A 15890-nucleotide genomic window follows, 5' to 3' on the forward strand; every position below is an offset into this window, starting at 1 on the left:
CCCGCACAAGGTCTGTTGGTGGATGCAGATTCTATGTACACCCTCGATCCATGTGGGCTTGCTCGCGAAGGCGTCTTCACAACCAGCACAAAATCACTTGGGTTTTTTCTCTATCCGCAACGCCTTGGCCTTGGCTTCCACCAGCAGGTACATCACCACGGTAATCAACAGCGGCAGGATGAAATAAATCGCTCGATAGGCCAGCAGTCCCGCCACCAGGCTGCCCCGCGAAGTCTCGTGTTGCAGCAGCGCCACAAACACTGCTTCCAGCACGCCGAGCCCGGCCGGTATGTGAGTGATGACCCCGGCGATGGCACTGATCAACAGCACGCCCAATACCAGCGGATAGTCCAGTTTGCTCGGCAGCAAGGTGAAAATCACCGCCGCCATCAGCGACCAGTTCAGAGCCCCGAGGGCCAGTTGCAGCACCGCCATGCGCAGCGACGGCAAGTCAATTTCCATTCCGCGAATTGCCCACTCCCGACGCTTGGCAAACCGACACGCCGCCAGGTACCCGGCGCTCAGCAGCAATAACAAAACCCCCACGCCTTGCAGCGTACTACTGCTGAGCTTCCAGCCCGGCGGCATGCGCACCAGCCCGCTGCTGAACACGGCACCGGCAATCACCATGTAGCCGAACCAATTGGTCGCCAGGCTCAGGCCGAGGATTTTCGCGATGTTGCTCTTGCTGACCCCGAGCCGCGAATACAACCGGTAACGCATGGCGATGCCGCCGACCCATGCGCTGAGGTTCAGGTTGAAGGCGTAGCTGATGATCCCCACCGGCAGGATCTGCTTCCAGGTCAGGTTCTGGCGGATGTAGGTGCGGCCGATCAGGTCGAAGCAGGCGTACACCAGAAAACTCACCAGTGTCAGCCCCGACGCAATGATCAGTGTGCGCACCTTGAAATCGGCCAGGTTTTCGAACACTTCGCTCCATTCGAGGCGCTGGGCGAGCATTGTGAACAGCACGATCAGCATCAGGAAAAACAGCATCGTCAGCGGTCGTTTCCAGCGGCTCCAATGCGACTTGCCAGGGCTTTTGGCGTGAGTTGTCGTGTTGGGTTCAGCGCGGTTCATGGTCAGCGCTCCCGGTCGGAGGGGGGAAGGGTTTCAGGCGTGGTTTATGCGCCGGCAACCAACCGGCCCATGCCGGGAAATGCCGCAGGAAGTGAAATACCAGAAAACCGATGGTCATGTGCCAGACCCGCCCGCGTGGCGCGATGTCGTGAGACATGGCCTTGCAATGGTTGTCGCTGAGGTCTTCCAGGCGATCGAACAGAACTCGATTGAAGCCACGGTCGCGGATCAGCACGTTGGCTTCCAGATTCAGCGACAGGCTCAACGGGTCGAGGTTGCTCGAGCCTACGGTGCTCCAGTCCTCATCCACCAATGCGACCTTGCCGTGCAGCGGGCGGTCGCAATATTCGTAGATCTTTACCCCGGACTTGAGCAAGTAATCGTAGGTCATGCGCGCCGCAAGCCTGGCCACCCGCATGTCTGGCTGGCCCTGCAGGATCAGCCGCACATCCACGCCTCGGCGGGCCGCGTTGCGGATCTCGCGCAGCAAGCGGAAGCCGGGAAAGAAGTAGGCGTTGGCGATTACCACCCGACGCTGCGCCTGGCGCAATACCTGGCGGTAAACCTCCTCGATGTCGGTCTGGTGTTCCCCGTTGTCGCGGTACACCAGCCGCACCTGGCCGTCGTGGTCGCTGAAGGCCAGTTCCGAACGCCGCTGCCGACGGCGGTGCCACCAGTATCTGGCGTGCGCCGGGCGCCCGCATTGCAGCAGGGCAAAGTGATGGATATCGGCAACGGCCGGACCTTGTACTTCCACGGAATAATCCTGTTTGGCCTCGGGGCCGAAGTCGGCCAGATGATCGGCGGAAAAGTTGATCCCGCCGACGAACGCGACGGTGCCATCGACCACCACAATCTTGCGATGCAGGCGCCGAAACCAGTTGGTGCGGATGCCCAGGCGTTTCGGTGCCGGGTCGAACATTTGCAGGTGCACGCCGGCGACGGTCAGGGCGGTGAGGAACCCGGTACTCAGTTCACCGCAGCCAAAGCCGTCGAGGCTGACGGTGGTGCGCACGCCGCGTTGAGCGGCTTCGATCAGGATCTGTTGCAGCTCATTGCCGACCTTGTCCTCGAACAGAATGAAGGTTTCCAGCAGGATTTCACTTTGCGCCCGACGCAGGGCTTCAAACACCCGGGGAAAATACGCCTCACCGTTTTCCAGCAACTCGACCCGATTGCTGCCTTGCCAGCCGTATTCGACATCGACCGCAGTCGGCTCGAGGGAAGACGGGGCGGGGATGTGCTCCAGCGTGTTTTTTTCCATCGAGTGGCTGCTCATAGCTCGATCTCCACCGACAGCGGGACGTGGTCGGAAAGGTGCGACCAGGGCCGGGAGGTCAGCACTTGCGGATGGCTGGCCTTGAGGTTGCGTACATAGATGCGGTCCAGGCGCAATGCCGGCCAGCGCGCGGGGAAACTGCGCGCCGGTTTGCCATGGTGCGCGGCGAAGACTTCGCGCAAACCGCTGGGCGTGAGCATTGCATCGGCGCGCAGGCGCCAATCGTTGAAGTCCCCGGCGACAATCACCGGGGCATCGCCGGGCAGGGCGTCCAGGCGCTGGGCGAGCAGCTTCAGTTGCGCGGTGCGATGGGTTTCGAGCAACCCCAGGTGTACGCAAATGGCATGCACTTCCTGGCCGTCGCCGGGCAAGCGCAGCACGCAATGCAAGAGACCGCGATTCTCGTGGCCGCTGAAGGACACGTCGAGGTTGTCGTGGCGGATGATCTGGAACTTCGACAACAGCGCATTACCGTGATCGCCCGCCGGATACACCGCATTGCGGCCATAGGCGAACTGCGGCCACAGGCTGTCGGCGAGGAACTCGTATTGCGGCATCGCCGGCCAGTTGGTGTAGCGCCTGGGATGCTGCTCGTGGGTGCCGTGGACTTCCTGCAAAAACACCACATCGGCAGATACGCTGCGCACCGCTTCACGCAGTTCCGGCAGGATGAAACGGCGGTTGAGCGCGGTGAAACCTTTATGGGTGTTGACCGTCAGCACGGTGAAGCTGCGTACTGTCGTGCTGATGGGTGTCTGCTCGTCCGTGACGCCGACCGGCTCGGGAATACTCATGGCAACACGCCCTCGGCGGCAGGCTCACCGGGGATGGTGGCGAGGTTTTTGTCGAGGTGCAGGCGTTGCAACAAATGGCGTGCATCAAAGGGGGCACGGACTTTGATGTCGTTATCGAAATAGCAGAACACCTCCCGGGATTTGCACGCCTTTGGCCTCTGCCGGGGCGCAATCAATTGTGGATCATCCGGTTGTTGGCCGTGATGCCAGGCCTCGATTCGTTCGCCCCAGTGTTTTAGTGCCTGTGGGGTGTAACCGCTGGCATAAAGCGCTTCGGCACCATGCAGGCGCAGGTAGACGAAATCGCTGGTGATGTCTTCGCGGTACGGCCATTTACCTGCCGTGTCGGCGATGACCAGGGCCGTGTTGTAGCGCTTGAGCATGCGGACAAACAGCGGATCGACAAAACTGTCATGACGGATTTCCACGGCATGGCGCAAGGGCTTCTTTTTGTAAGCCTTCAGACTCGCATGACCGGTGACGTGGGAGTCGTGCTGGCGGGCGAGGGCGGCGGCCTGTTCGGTATTGCGGGGCAGTTGGTCGAGGAAGTTTTCGAACAACTCGACGTCGAATTTGAAGCTGGGCGGAAACTGCCAGAGGATCGGCCCGAGTTTTTCTTTCAACTCCAACACTCCGGACGCAAAAAAATTCGCCAGCGGCTTGTGGATGTCCCGCAGCCGCTTGATATGGGTAATGAAGCGCGGGGCCTTGACGCTGAAGACGAAGTCGAGCGGGGTTTCGCCATACCACTGGGCATAACGTTCGGGCCGTTGCAGCGCGTAGAACGATCCATTGATTTCGATGCTGTTGACCGCCCGCGAGGCGAACTGCAATTCGCGCCTTTGGGTCAGGCCCCTGGGGTAGAAGTCTCCCCGCCAGGGCGTATAGCGCCAGCCTGAAATACCGATATGAATCGCCGCCATGTCGCCTCCGGTCTTACAGCCCCTGTCTTGAGATGACTACGAGGCTGCGGCGAAAGTTTCGATGGCGCTACGGACGGTCCCCCGACCCTCGGTCATTCAGAAAAATACTGGATGGGGCATTTGATATTTGCGCCCAAGGCAAATATCACGAGTACGAGTGCTAGTCTGTGCCGAGGGGGCCATATCCGAACTTGCCCGGCATTTCTCGATCAGTTCCATACAGACACAGCCAAAGGAGCGGGTGCTTTGATCAGGCTCAAGACCGCGATACTGCTGGGAGCGTTGCTGTTTGTGGGCAGCGAGCAACTGGAAGCCGCCGCGATACCGGGGCTGCCCGCCACCGCGACCGCCGCGACGCCTCCGGCACACCCCGAACCGCTGGTGCAAGGCGGGTTACTGGGGGCCATCAGTACAAGCATTGACGAGGTCCAGACCAAACTCGATCTCAACGAAAACCTCGTCGACGTCTGGCGTCTGCGTGCCGGCCTCGCGGTCGATGAAGTGGATCAGTTGGTCAATCAGCCTTCGGCCCGTTCGCCCTGGAGCGTCGCCGGCGATTTCCTGTTGCTGACCTGCGTGTGGACGGTGGTGTTTGCCTGTCTTTGGCTGCTCGGGCGGATGGCCGCCAGGCGCCTGTGCGAGCATCGTCTGCTGCTCAGTCGTGAACGGGGCCAGGCGTTGCTCGGTTATGTGCTGCCCTACACCCTTGCGGCGGTGATCAGTCTGCCGTTGACGATTTATGCCAGCCAGTTTTTGCCGATATCGGCGGGACGGGCGCTGGCGCTGTGTCTGGCTTATGCCGCCAGCGCGGGGATATTTGCCGGGTCATTGGTGCTGTCGCTGGTAGTGGTGTTCAATGCCGGGCACAAGCGGCGGGCGGTGCAGATCATTCGCGACAAGAGTCCCCGCCCCTTGTTCGCTATCGGCTTTCTGGTGGCATTGAGCGATGCCCTGACCAGTCCGCAGATCGCCCATCAACTGGGCAACAATCTCACCGGCAGCATCGCTGTGTTCACCGGGTTGGCAGCGTCGATGTCCTTCGGTTTGCTGGTGATCCGCATGCGCCGCCCGGTCGCCCATGTGATCCGTATTTTGCCGCTGGCCCAGCGCCTCAGGCAGCCGGCGTTGCGTGAAACCCTGCGGATATTTTCCGGGCTCTGGTATTGGCCGATTCTGTTGATGGTACTGGTTTCGATCATCAACCTGATCGGCGCAGGGGTGGACAATCAGAGAGTGCTGCGCAGCGCCTTGTTCACCACGGTGTTGCTGATTGCCACGGTGTTTCTCAGCACCACGCTGCATCATTTGTTCAAGGCCCGCAGCGAAGCGGACCTGCGCCGCAGCGGCGCTTACAAAGAGCGTTTTCTCAACCTGTCCCATGCTTTGTTGCGCATCGGCATGGCCATCGTGTTCATCGATATCCTCGGGCGGATCTGGGGCGTGTCGCTGTTCGAATTCGCGGTGAGCAATGCCGTGGGCCGGGCGATCAGTGATTCTCTGAGCCATATCGGTCTGATCCTGCTGGTGACCTGGATGGTCTGGGTGGTGCTCGACACGGCGATTCAGGAAGCACTGAAGCCACCGACCAACAAGCGCTCGGCGCGCCAGCCGAGTACGCGGGTGAAAACCATCCTGCCGCTGTTGCGCAACGCGATCAAAATCATCCTGGTGGTGATTTGCGCGATCACCACCATGGCCAACCTGGGGATCAACGTCGCGCCGTTCCTGGCCGGTGCCGGGGTCATCGGCCTGGCGATCGGTTTCGGTTCCCAGCAACTGGTGCAGGATGTGATTACCGGGCTGTTCATCATCATCGAAGACACCCTGTCCATCGGTGACTGGGTGGTGCTCGATTCCGGTCACGCAGGCACCGTCGAAGGCCTGACCATCCGCACCTTGCGCCTGCGCGACGGCAAGGGATTCGTGCACTCGGTGCCGTTCGGGCAGATCAAGGCCGTGACCAACCAATCGCGGCAATTCGCCTATGCGTTTTTCTCGGTGCAATTTACCTACGATACCGATGTCGACAAGGCCATCGAACTGATCCGCGAGGCCGGGCATTCCATCAGCAACGATCCCTTCCTGCGCTACAACCTGCAAGGGCCGCTGGATGTGTTTGGCGTCGACAGGATGGACCTCAACGGTGTGGTGCTGACCGCGCAATTTCGCACGGTGTCCGGTGGTCAATACGCGGTGAGCCGGGCCTTCAACCAGCGTTTGAAAAAGCTTGTGGATAACTGCCCGTGGGTGAACTTCGCGCAGACTTATCCACAGCAGGCGCTGGTTCCGAGGCATCCGGTCGAGCCGCTACCCGAGGCGGGGCATGAGCCGGATCACTCGGCGGTGCTGATGCCGGATCGGCCACGGTCTCAATAGTTTTTTTGGCTGCTCTGGCCTCATCGCGAGCAGGCTCGCTCCTACAGGGGGATTTGTGAACGACACAGATCAATTGTAGGAGTGAGCCCTGCTCGCGATGAAGCCCGATAAAACACCCTCAATACCGGATCAGTTTGCTGCGCACTTCAGCACTCATCTGCTGATCCAGCTCCCCCCAGAACTGCTGCTTGCCGGCAATCTCGGCAGCCACCGGCAATCCATCGCGATACACCAGCCGATTGCTCGCCAGTGCCGGGACTTTCGCTCCGGGCAACAGCGTGCCGGCGAGGTTCAGCGGATCGACCCCGCACACCGCGACCAGGCTGCCGTCATGGGGCCGACGCCGCACCTCGCGCAGTAATGGAATCGCCTCGGGCAGGGCGAATTGCTCGCCCGCCAGGCCGCTGACAAAGCGCCCACCGCGTATCTCGCCGCGTGCCTCCAGGCGATGGAACGTACGCAGCAGTTCACGCCAGCTCGGCAGCCAGTCCGCTTCACGTTCCAGCAAGCGCCAGAACACCACGCCGTAGCGGCGCAGCAAGGTCATGGCGATGTGTTCAAGGGTTTCGGCAGGCGTCCGTTGGTTTTGCACCACCGGCTCGGCAGGCACGCGTCGCAACAAAGCCCAGCGCCCGGCGTCGTCCATGCCACCGATGAATGCCCCGCGCCCACGCCGGCTGTTGCGCGGCTGGCGCTTGCTGGCCGGGGTGATCAGTGCGCGCAACCCGGCGAAGCTGTCGGCGTTCACCAACCCCGCGCCCACCAGTTCCTGCAGGGCGATTTCCAGCTCCGAACGCAGCAAATGGGCCTCATGGATCAGCTCATCGAAAAACAGCGCGCCATGCTGGACGAGGGCCGCGTGGACCTTTTGCGTTTTCGGCGAGAGTTCGCTGACTGGCGTCTGTTCGGTCAAGCCGCTCCAGAGGCCGACCCGGTTGCGCGGCAGCAAAACGATCGGCGTGCTGCGCAGGGCGGTGCTGGCGCTTTTGCTGTGCGCAGTCAGGCGCGTCCACACCAGTCTGCCGCTGCGGCACAACTCATCCAGCCAGGTCGCCGAGTAGTCCTTGATCCGCGCCGGCAGGATGTTGCTGTCCCAGGCTGAAGCGGCAGCGGGGTAGCCTTCGAATTGCGCAATGACGGCCGGCAAAACCGCCGCGCCCTGACCCTGGCTTGCGCTCGAGACATGCTGCCAGTCGAACAGGAATCGCATGAAATCCTGCAACGCCACCGGTTCGATTTCCCGGCGCAGGCGCTTGACCGTATAGCGGTGAATCCGCGCCAGCAAATGCCGCTCGCACCATTCTTCCCGGGTGGTGCCCGGGGTGAAGCGGCCGCGTAGCACGTAGCCTTCGCGTTCCAGTTGCGCCAGGGCCTGGTTGATCTGTGCAGCGGGCAAGCCGAGCGGTTCGGCAATACGATCGAGCGCCAGCGGCCCGAAGGCGCTGAGCCGCGCGCGGATCAGTTCGAGGATGGCCTCTTCGGGATCCCAGACCTCGTCGAAGTCCGGCAGCGCTTGCAGCGATGGTATCAATTCGGCCTGTGGATAAATCGCCCGCAGGCAGGTCAAGCGCTCCAGTGCCAGCCACAACGATTGCCCGGCGTTGATCTGCAAACGGCCCGCGCGTCCGCTGTCGGCCAGGGTCGTGAGCCAGTCGAGCCACTGCGGATTGGCGCCGGCTTCGGCATCGGTGATGCACGCCAGGCTCATCAAGGCCTCGTGCATTTCATCGCCACCGGAGGGCGCTGGCCAGGCTTCGTCGCGCACGGCGGCAATCGCCTCGGTATCCAGGGCACCGAGATCGTCGGTGGATTGCGGGTCGGTCCAGCGGCGGTTGAGTACGGCTTGAGTGCGGCGTTCCTCCAGTGGCGCATCGTCGAGAAAGGTGTAGGGGCGGGCGCTGAGAATCTCCGCCGCCAGCGGCGAAGGCGCCGGCAAGTCGCGGCTGATCAGGCGAATGTCACCGTGTTCCATGCGCCGCAACAAGGCCAGCCAGCCTTCAGTGTCCATGGCGTCGTGCAGGCAATCGTCGAGGGTTTGCTCTACCAGTGGATGGTCGGGAATCTCCCGTTCGCCGGCGAGGTTTTCCACGCAGGCGATCTGATCGGGAAACACGCTGGCGATCAGGTCTTCGCTTTTCATCCGCTGGATCTGCGGCGGGACTTTGCGCCCGCCGCTGTAGCGCGGCAGGGCCAGGGCCACACCGGCATTCCAGCGCCAGCGTACACCGAACAGCGGCGCGTCGAGCACGGCCTGGATCAGTATGTGTTCGGCACTGTTGCTGTGCAGGTAACGCCAGACGTCGTCCAGTTCAAAACTGTGGCTGGTGGACAGCGACAGCACGATGGCGTCTTCGCTGGCGGCAGCCTGCAATTCGAAGTTGAAGGTGCGGCAGAAACGCTTGCGCAGGGCCAGGCCCCAGGCGCGGTTGATGCGGCTGCCGAACGGCGTGTGAATGACCAGTTGCGTGCCGCCGGACTCGTCAAAAAAGCGCTCCATCAGCAGCGTGTCTTGCGATGGCAGGGCGCCCAGCGTTTGCCGCGCGCGGGCCAGGTAATCCATCAGTTGTTCGGCGCTGGCGAGGTTCAGGCCCAGGGTCTCGGTCAGCCAGTCGAGCGCTGGCTGCAAGTTGCCCGGTGCGGCACCCAGCAGGTCGTCGAGTTGTGCCTGCAAGCGCGCCACTGCCGCGGACAGCTCGGCGCTGCGCCCCGGTGCTTCACCGAGCCAGAACGGAATGGTCGGCGGCTGGCCCTGGGCGTCCTCGACCCGGACCTTGCCGGTTTCCACCCGCAGGATCCGATAGGACGTGTTGCCCAGCTGGAAGATATCCCCGGCAATGCTTTCCACCGCGAAGTCTTCGTTGATGGTGCCGATGTTCAGCCCTTGAGGCTCCAGCAGCACGCTGTAGTCGGCGTTGTCCGGAATGGTCCCGCCACTGGTCACCGCCGTCAGTTTCGCGCCCCGGCGACCGCGCAGGGTGCGGCTCACGGCGTCGCGGTGCAGGTAGGCGCTGCGGATGCCCTGACGGCCGTTGTAACCCTCGGCGAGCATGTGCAGCAGCGCCAGGTAGTGTTTGTCGTCGAGTGCGGCGTAGGGCGAGGCGCGGCGCAGCATCTCCAGCAGCGCTTGCTCCGGCCATTCCTGACAACTGACCTCGGCGATGATCTGCTGCGCCAGCACGTCCAGCGGCGCTTGCGGGATCAGCAAGGTATCGAGTTCGCCCCGGCGCACGCAGTCGAGCAGCGCGGCGCATTCAATCAGGTCGTCGCGGGTGGTGGCGAACAAACGCCCCTTGGGCGTGCCGCCGACCTGGTGCCCGGAACGGCCGACCCGTTGCAGAAACCCGGCAATCGAGCGAGGCGAGGCGATCTGGCACACCAGGTCGACGTCGCCGATGTCGATCCCCAGCTCCAGCGACGCCGTGGCGATCAGCACTTGCAGGTCGCCGCGCTTGAGTCGCTGCTCGGCATCCAGGCGAAATTCCTTGGCCAGGCTGCCATGGTGGGCCGCCACGGCATCCTTGCCCAGACGCTCGCTCAGGTGCCGGCTCAGGCGTTCGGCCAGGCGCCGGGTGTTGACGAAAATCAGTGTGGTCCGGTGTTCCCGGGCCAAGGCAGCGAGGCGGTCGTACACCCGTTCCCAGACATCGTTGGCCATCACGGCCGATAGCGGCACGGGCGGCACTTCGATGTCCAGGTCGCGGGGGCGGGCGTGGCCGATGTCGACGATCTCGCAGGGACGGTCGCGACCGACCAGGAAGCGCGAGACGGCTTCGATGGGCTTTTGCGTGGCCGACAGACCGATGCGCAGCAGCGGCTCCGGGCAGAGGGCTTGCAGGCGTTCAAGGCTCAGTGCCAGGTGGCTGCCGCGTTTGCTGGCGGCCATGGCGTGGATCTCGTCGACGATCACCGTTTGTACGGTGCCGAGCATCTGCCTGCCGGAATCGGAGCCGAGCAGCACATACAGGGATTCCGGCGTGGTCACCAGAATGTGCGGCGCCGTTTTGCGCATTGCTGATCGGTCTTTTTGCGGTGTATCGCCGGTGCGCACGGCGGTGCTGATCTGCAGTTCGGGCAGGCCCATCATGCGCAATTGCCCGGTAATGCCGGCCAGCGGGTTTTGCAGGTTGATCCGGATGTCGTTGGACAGCGCCTTGAGCGGCGAGACGTAGACCACCAGGGTGGAGTCGGGCAAGCCTTCCGGGCTTTCCAGGCCGCGATGCACCAGGTCGTCGATGACAGCGAGAAAGGCGGTGAGGGTCTTGCCGGAACCGGTGGGCGCGGCGACCAGGGTCGAGCGGCGCTGGCGGATCAACGGCCACGCCCGGGCCTGGGCGGCGGTGACCGCTGCGAACGTGTGGCTGAACCAGGCGCTGACGGCAGGGTGAAAGCCGCTCAGGGCACTGTCTGCGGGGATGGGCAGGTTCATGCAGCAATTTATGCGGGTGGGAACGGGAAGTTGCAAGTACCGCTCAAGACCTTCGCTGGTCTTCAGGGCCTCTTCGCGAGCAGGCTCGCTCCCACAGAGGGGTGGTGAACACAAATCCTTTGTGGGAGCGAGCCTGCTCGCGAAGAGGCCAGAGACAGCACCACAAATCCAGGGCATCTACACTTTACGGGTGACGGTTGCGCACTAAACCCGCAAAATGCAACGATTCCGGCAATTACCAACGACATCGCCTGGGGGCGATGTCGATAAAGCCATTGTTTCAATCAGACTGGGCCTGCTGACTCTATGCGAATGCGCCTTATGTTACTGGGCGGCGGAAATGCCCTTGGGCAGGCGCTGATTCGCCTCGGTGCGGAGGAAGACATCGGCTTCCTCGCCCCCCGCCCGCCCGAAGACGGCTGGGATGCCGCGAGCCTGACACAACTGCTCGACGACACCCGTCCCGATGCATTGATCAACCTTGCCTACTACTTCGACTGGTTTCAGGCCGAGGCGGTGAGCGAACAGCGTCTGGCCAGCCAGGAGCGTGCGATCGAGCGTCTGGCGGAACTGTGCCAGCACCACAACATCGTGCTGCTGCAACCTTCCAGCTATCGCGTGTTCGACGGCTCCCGTGCCACCGCCTACAGCGAAAAAGACGAACCGGTGCCTTTGGGCCTGCGCGGTCAGGCGTTGTGGCGAATCGAACAAAGCGTTCGCGCCACCTGCCCGCAACACGTGCTGTTGCGTTTCGGCTGGCTGCTGGACGACAGCCCGGATGGCACCCTTGGCCGCTTCCTCGCCCGTGCCGAACAACCTGAAGAATTGCTGATGGCCGACGACCGGCGCGGCAATCCGACGCCGGTCGACGATGCCGCCCGTGTGATCATTTCTGTGCTCAAACAACTCGATTGCGCCGCGCCGCTGTGGGGCACCTACCACTACGCCGGGCATGAGGCGACCACGCCGCTGGCGCTGGGGCAGGCGATTCTGACCGAAGCCCGCAGCCTGCATCCGCTGGCCATCGAAGCCCCGACCGCCCAGGCCCACGCCGCGCGTCCGGATGCCGCCGAAGAACCGCAACACGCGGTCTTGGCCTGCAAGAAAATTCTGCACACCTTCGGGATCAAACCGCGCGCCTGGCGTGCGGCGCTTCCCGGTCTACTGGACAGGTTCTATCGCCATGGCTGACGGCCCCGTTTTGATCACCGGTGGTGCCGGTTTCATTGGTTCACACCTGACCGACGCGCTGCTTGCCAAGGGCCATGCGGTGCGGATTCTCGATGATCTGTCCACCGGCAAGCGCAGCAATCTGCCGCTGGACAATCCCAGGGTCGAACTGGTCGTCGGCGACGTGGCCGATGCGGCTTTGGTTGCCCGGGCGATGTCCGGATGCAGCGCCGTGGCGCATCTGGCCGCCGTGGCTTCGGTGCAGGCCTCGGTGGACGATCCGGTGCGCACACACCAGAGCAACTTCATCGGCACGCTGAACGTCTGCGAAGCCATGCGCCAGGCCGGGGTCAAACGCGTGCTGTTTGCCTCCAGTGCGGCGGTGTATGGCAACAATGGCGAAGGTGAGTCGATCGACGAGGACACGCCCAAGGCGCCCCTGACGCCTTACGCGGTGGACAAGCTGGCCAGCGAGCATTACTTCGACTTTTATCGCCGCCAGCATGGTCTGGAACCGGTGATTTTCCGCTTCTTCAACATCTTCGGCCCGCGCCAGGATCCGTCCTCGCCGTACTCCGGGGTGATCAGCATTTTCAGCGAGCGCGCACTCAAGGGCTTGCCGATCACGGTGTTTGGCGATGGCGAGCAGACCCGGGATTTTGTCTACGTCGAAGACCTGGTCGACTTGCTGGTGCAGGCCATCGAAATGCCCCAGGTCGAAGTCGGTGCGGTCAACGTTGGCTGGAACCAGGCGACGACCCTTAAGCAAATGCTCGAAGCGCTCGAAGCCGTGGTCGGCAAGTTGCCACCGGTGAGCTACGGCCCGGCGCGCTCCGGTGACATTCGTCATTCCCGGGCGAATAACCGGCGCCTGTTGGAGCGCTTCAGTACCACGGAGCAGACATCGATGCGCGTGGGGCTGGCGCGGTTGCTGGGGCGATAGATCGCTTCCATGCGGACATGAAAAAGGCGCCTTTTTACAGGCGCCTTTTTCACGGCCGGAATTTACCTGATGCAGGTAGATTCCCTGTGGCGAGGGGGCTTCCCCCGTTCGACTACAAAGCAGTCGCCGTCAGTATTTAGTCTGTTCGCCACCAAGCCTCATTCACCACCACGTGAACGTTCTTTAGAACTTGTAACCCAGGCCCACCATGTAGATGAACGGGTCTACATCGACGTCCACACGTGCCCGGGTACCTGGGGCAATCGAGTTGTTCTCGACGGTGGCGCGGGTATCGATGTCGATGTAGCGGACCTGGGCGTTGATCATGATGTTGTCGGTCAACATGTAGTCAGCACCGACCTGCCACGCCAGGCCCCAGGAGTTTTCCGCCTTGAAGTTGCTGAAACCGGCGGACTGCGCCTGGCTGCCAACGTGTTCGTCGTAGATATAGGTGTAGTTGATGCCACCGCCGACGTACGGCTGGAAGGCCGACTTCGGATCCAGCGGGTAGTACACCAGGCTCAAGGTCGGCGGCAGGTGCTTGAGGGTGCCGAGTTTGCCGTTGGCCGCGCTCAGGGCCGTGCCCTTGAGTTTCACGTCATGCTCGAACGGTGTGGCTGCCAGCAACTCGATACCCAGGTGGTTGGTGAGCATGTAGGCGAAGTTCAAGCCCAGTTGTGTGTCGCTGCTCAGTGTCGCCTTGCCACCCAGGTCGGCACCTGCGAGCGGGCCTTGATCGACCTTGACGCTGGAGCTGTCGGCTTGCGGGTTGACGGTGATTGCACCGGCGCGAAGGAGAATGTCGCCGGCCTCAAAGGCATGGGCGAGCGGGGCTGCGAGCGCGAGGGCAACCAGCGAAGCGCTGAGCATGGACTTGTTCATGGGGGCTCCAGAGGACGTTAAAAGTGTTCGATGTCCAATGGTAAGCCGGCTAACTATTCGGTCTTTTGATGCAGCTCAATGAAAGTGGGGCGGGAGTGATTTTTTTGGTGTTTTTGATGGCCTCATCGCGAGCAAGCTCGCTCCTACAAGGGGACGCGATCATCTGTAGGAGCGAGCCTGCTCGCGATACTGACTATCAAGCAACGCATGACCACCGGACTCACTCCGGCAATTCATACAGGTAAATCTTGTCCGCCTCCATCTGATACCCGGCATCCGCCAACTCGCTGGTGGACGCCTTGACCTGCAGTGCGCCTTCGATCCAGTACGGCTGATACAACTCGTCGAGCTTCACGCCGACTTCGCTCTTGACGTGCACGATCTGGTTCGACGGCGGTGGCGGCACATGGATGCAGGCGCCGAAATACGGCACCAGCAGAAACTCCGTGGTGCGGCCTTCCTCGCTCACTTCCAGCGGCACGATGTAGCCTGGCAGGCGAATGTTCTGGCCATCGAGGGCCTTGACCACCGGTGCGTTGGGCAGGTCCTGCCTGGCTGCTGGTGCCGACTCTGCCGAGAGCGTGCTGCTCATCTGCGACAGATCGTGCAGCGGCGTCATGTTCGGCACTTCTTTCGGGGCGTCGGGCGGGATCATCTCCGACCAGGTCAGGTCTTTTGGCTGTGCCGCCCACAGGGGCAGGGCGACCAGCATCAATAGCGCAAATACAGCGCGGGGCATTTTCAACGTCCTCATAAACGGATCGACAGGCCATCGGCCAGGGATTGGCGATAGGCGCGCCAGGCCGGCACACTGCCCATCAGCAGCGCGGCGATCAGGATGCCACCGAGCAGCGTCCATTCATACTCGGTCGGCCAGGACAGCGGCAGGAACAGGCCGTAGTTGGCTTGCACATAGGCCTGGGCCGCGGCGATGCACACATACAGCAACGCCACGCCGGCGATCACGCCCGACAGCGCCAGGGCAAAGGCTTCGAGTACCAACAGCGTCGCGATGTGCCAGGGGCGCGCGCCCACCGAGCGCAGGATCGCCATTTCCCGGCGGCGCTCGTTGAGGCTGGTTAGAATCGCCGTGAGCATGCCGATCAACCCGGTCAGCACCACAAACAGCGAGACCACGAACAGCGCTTTTTCCGCGGTGCCCATCAGACTCCACAGCTCTTGCAACGCCACGCCCGGCAGGATCGCCAACATCGGCTCGCCACGGAATTCGTTGATTTCCCGTTGCAGGGCAAAGGTCGAAATCTTGTTGTTGAGGCCGAGCATGAACGCGGTGATCGCTTGCGGCGTGAGGTCCATGTTGCGCGCCTGGTCGGCGGTGATGCGCCCCTCACCCCGGGCCGGCACGCCGTTGTGCCAGTCGATGTGAATCGCTTCCATGCCACCGAGGCTGATGTGCAGCGTGCGGTCCACCGGCGTGCCGGTGCGCTTGAGAATGCCGACCACGGTGAACGGTTTGTCGTCATGCTTGACCAGGCTGATCGCCGCGACGCCGTGGGCCAGCACCAGTTTGTCGCCGAGTTTGTAGTGCAGTGCATCGGCCACTTCGGCACCGAGCACCACTTCGAACGGGTCGGTTTCGAAGGCGCGGCCATCGCTCAATTGCAGGTGTTGCTGGCGGCCGTACTGGTAGTGCTCGAAGTAGGCTTCGGTGGTGCCCATCACCCGGTAACCGCGATGGGAGTCACCAAGGGACATCGGGATCGCCCACTTCACTTTCGGGTTGCTGGCGAAGTGTTCGAAGCTGTCCCAGCGGATGTTGTTGGTGGCGTTGCCGATGCGGAACACCGAGTACAGCAACAGATTCACCGAGCCTGAGCGGGCGCCGACGATCAGGTCGGTGCCGCTGATGGTGCTGGCGAAACTGGCCTTGGCTTCGGTGCGCACGCGCTCCACTGCCAGCAACAGGCACACCGACAGGGCAATGGCGAATGCGGTGAGGATCGCGGTGAAGCGGCGGTTAGCCAGGCTGGCGATGGCTAGACGAAACAGATACATC

General features: G+C 62.5%; 11 protein-coding genes. 3 read left to right on the forward strand and 8 right to left on the reverse strand.

Annotated features, from left to right (window positions below):
- Window positions 1-93: 93 nt before the first annotated feature.
- From BSF44_RS01295 to BSF44_RS01310, 4 genes are read right to left on the reverse strand one after another with little or no spacing between them, the layout of a single operon-like run.
- Window positions 94-1080, reverse strand: a complete 987-nt coding sequence (locus BSF44_RS01295; protein ID WP_095941925.1) for a lysylphosphatidylglycerol synthase domain-containing protein — start codon at window positions 1078-1080, stop codon at window positions 94-96.
- Window positions 1067-2359: a cardiolipin synthase ClsB gene (gene clsB / locus BSF44_RS01300; RefSeq protein ID WP_095941926.1), complete on the reverse strand. Its 1293-nt coding sequence runs from the start codon at window positions 2357-2359 to the stop codon at window positions 1067-1069. The genes BSF44_RS01295 and clsB overlap by 14 nt, the downstream gene beginning before the upstream one ends.
- Window positions 2356-3153 (reverse strand): endonuclease/exonuclease/phosphatase family protein, encoded by a 798-nt coding sequence (locus tag BSF44_RS01305; protein WP_095941927.1) that lies wholly within the window; start codon window positions 3151-3153, stop codon window positions 2356-2358. The genes clsB and BSF44_RS01305 overlap by 4 nt, the downstream gene beginning before the upstream one ends.
- Entirely contained in the window at window positions 3150-4076 is a 927-nt protein-coding gene (locus BSF44_RS01310; RefSeq protein WP_095941928.1) for a DUF72 domain-containing protein, read from the reverse strand. The genes BSF44_RS01305 and BSF44_RS01310 overlap by 4 nt, the downstream gene beginning before the upstream one ends.
- 246 nt (window positions 4077-4322) lie before the next feature.
- Here BSF44_RS01310 and BSF44_RS01315 point away from each other — a divergent pair, with 246 nt between their 5' ends.
- Window positions 4323-6452, forward strand: a complete 2130-nt coding sequence (locus BSF44_RS01315; RefSeq protein ID WP_095941929.1) for a mechanosensitive ion channel family protein — start codon at window positions 4323-4325, stop codon at window positions 6450-6452.
- 118 nt (window positions 6453-6570) lie between these two features.
- On the opposite strand, the gene BSF44_RS01320 is transcribed toward BSF44_RS01315, so the two are convergent.
- Entirely contained in the window at window positions 6571-10878 is a 4308-nt protein-coding gene (locus tag BSF44_RS01320; RefSeq protein ID WP_095941930.1) for a DEAD/DEAH box helicase, read from the reverse strand.
- A 306-nt stretch (window positions 10879-11184) separates the two neighbouring features.
- Between BSF44_RS01320 and BSF44_RS01325 the strand changes: the two genes are divergently transcribed.
- Both BSF44_RS01325 and BSF44_RS01330 read left to right on the forward strand, forming a co-directional pair.
- Complete coding sequence (locus tag BSF44_RS01325) at window positions 11185-12069, forward strand: sugar nucleotide-binding protein (RefSeq protein WP_095941931.1); 885 nt, start codon at window positions 11185-11187, stop codon at window positions 12067-12069.
- On the forward strand, window positions 12062-12991 hold the full coding sequence (locus tag BSF44_RS01330; RefSeq protein WP_095941932.1) for an NAD-dependent epimerase/dehydratase family protein: 930 nt from the start codon (window positions 12062-12064) through the stop codon (window positions 12989-12991). Before BSF44_RS01325 ends, BSF44_RS01330 begins: the two co-directional genes overlap by 8 nt.
- A gap of 183 nt (window positions 12992-13174) precedes the next feature.
- Here BSF44_RS01330 and BSF44_RS01335 read toward each other — a convergent pair whose 3' ends face one another.
- From BSF44_RS01335 to BSF44_RS01345, 3 genes are all read right to left on the reverse strand, one after another.
- A complete protein-coding gene (locus BSF44_RS01335; protein WP_095941933.1) occupies window positions 13175-13873 on the reverse strand; it encodes an OmpW family protein in 699 nt (232 codons plus the stop codon).
- Between the two features lie 220 nt (window positions 13874-14093).
- A complete protein-coding gene (locus tag BSF44_RS01340; RefSeq protein WP_095941934.1) occupies window positions 14094-14612 on the reverse strand; it encodes a DUF3299 domain-containing protein in 519 nt (172 codons plus the stop codon).
- A gap of 11 nt (window positions 14613-14623) precedes the next feature.
- On the reverse strand, window positions 14624-15889 hold the full coding sequence (locus BSF44_RS01345; RefSeq protein ID WP_095941935.1) for an ABC transporter permease: 1266 nt from the start codon (window positions 15887-15889) through the stop codon (window positions 14624-14626).
- Window position 15890: the final 1 nt, after the last annotated feature.

Origin of the sequence: Pseudomonas sp. ACN8, assembly GCF_002303925.1 — a bacterium.
In the GTDB taxonomy this organism is placed as follows: domain Bacteria; phylum Pseudomonadota; class Gammaproteobacteria; order Pseudomonadales; family Pseudomonadaceae; genus Aquipseudomonas.

What these genes read in the sequence shown, in the direction of transcription:
- BSF44_RS01330 (WP_095941932.1), top strand. Translation starts at nt 12,062, where the DNA reads ATGGCTGACGGCCCCGTTTTGATCACCGGTGGTGCCGGTTTCATTGGT.
- BSF44_RS01345 (WP_095941935.1), bottom strand. Translation starts at nt 15,889, where the DNA reads ATGTATCTGTTTCGTCTAGCCATCGCCAGCCTGGCTAACCGCCGCTTC.
- clsB (WP_095941926.1), bottom strand. Translation starts at nt 2,359, where the DNA reads ATGAGCAGCCACTCGATGGAAAAAAACACGCTGGAGCACATCCCCGCC.
- BSF44_RS01295 (WP_095941925.1), bottom strand. Translation starts at nt 1,080, where the DNA reads ATGAACCGCGCTGAACCCAACACGACAACTCACGCCAAAAGCCCTGGC.
- BSF44_RS01305 (WP_095941927.1), bottom strand. Translation starts at nt 3,153, where the DNA reads ATGAGTATTCCCGAGCCGGTCGGCGTCACGGACGAGCAGACACCCATC.
- BSF44_RS01335 (WP_095941933.1), bottom strand. Translation starts at nt 13,873, where the DNA reads ATGAACAAGTCCATGCTCAGCGCTTCGCTGGTTGCCCTCGCGCTCGCA.
- BSF44_RS01320 (WP_095941930.1), bottom strand. Translation starts at nt 10,878, where the DNA reads ATGAACCTGCCCATCCCCGCAGACAGTGCCCTGAGCGGCTTTCACCCT.
- BSF44_RS01325 (WP_095941931.1), top strand. Translation starts at nt 11,185, where the DNA reads ATGCGAATGCGCCTTATGTTACTGGGCGGCGGAAATGCCCTTGGGCAG.
- BSF44_RS01340 (WP_095941934.1), bottom strand. Translation starts at nt 14,612, where the DNA reads ATGCCCCGCGCTGTATTTGCGCTATTGATGCTGGTCGCCCTGCCCCTG.
- BSF44_RS01310 (WP_095941928.1), bottom strand. Translation starts at nt 4,076, where the DNA reads ATGGCGGCGATTCATATCGGTATTTCAGGCTGGCGCTATACGCCCTGG.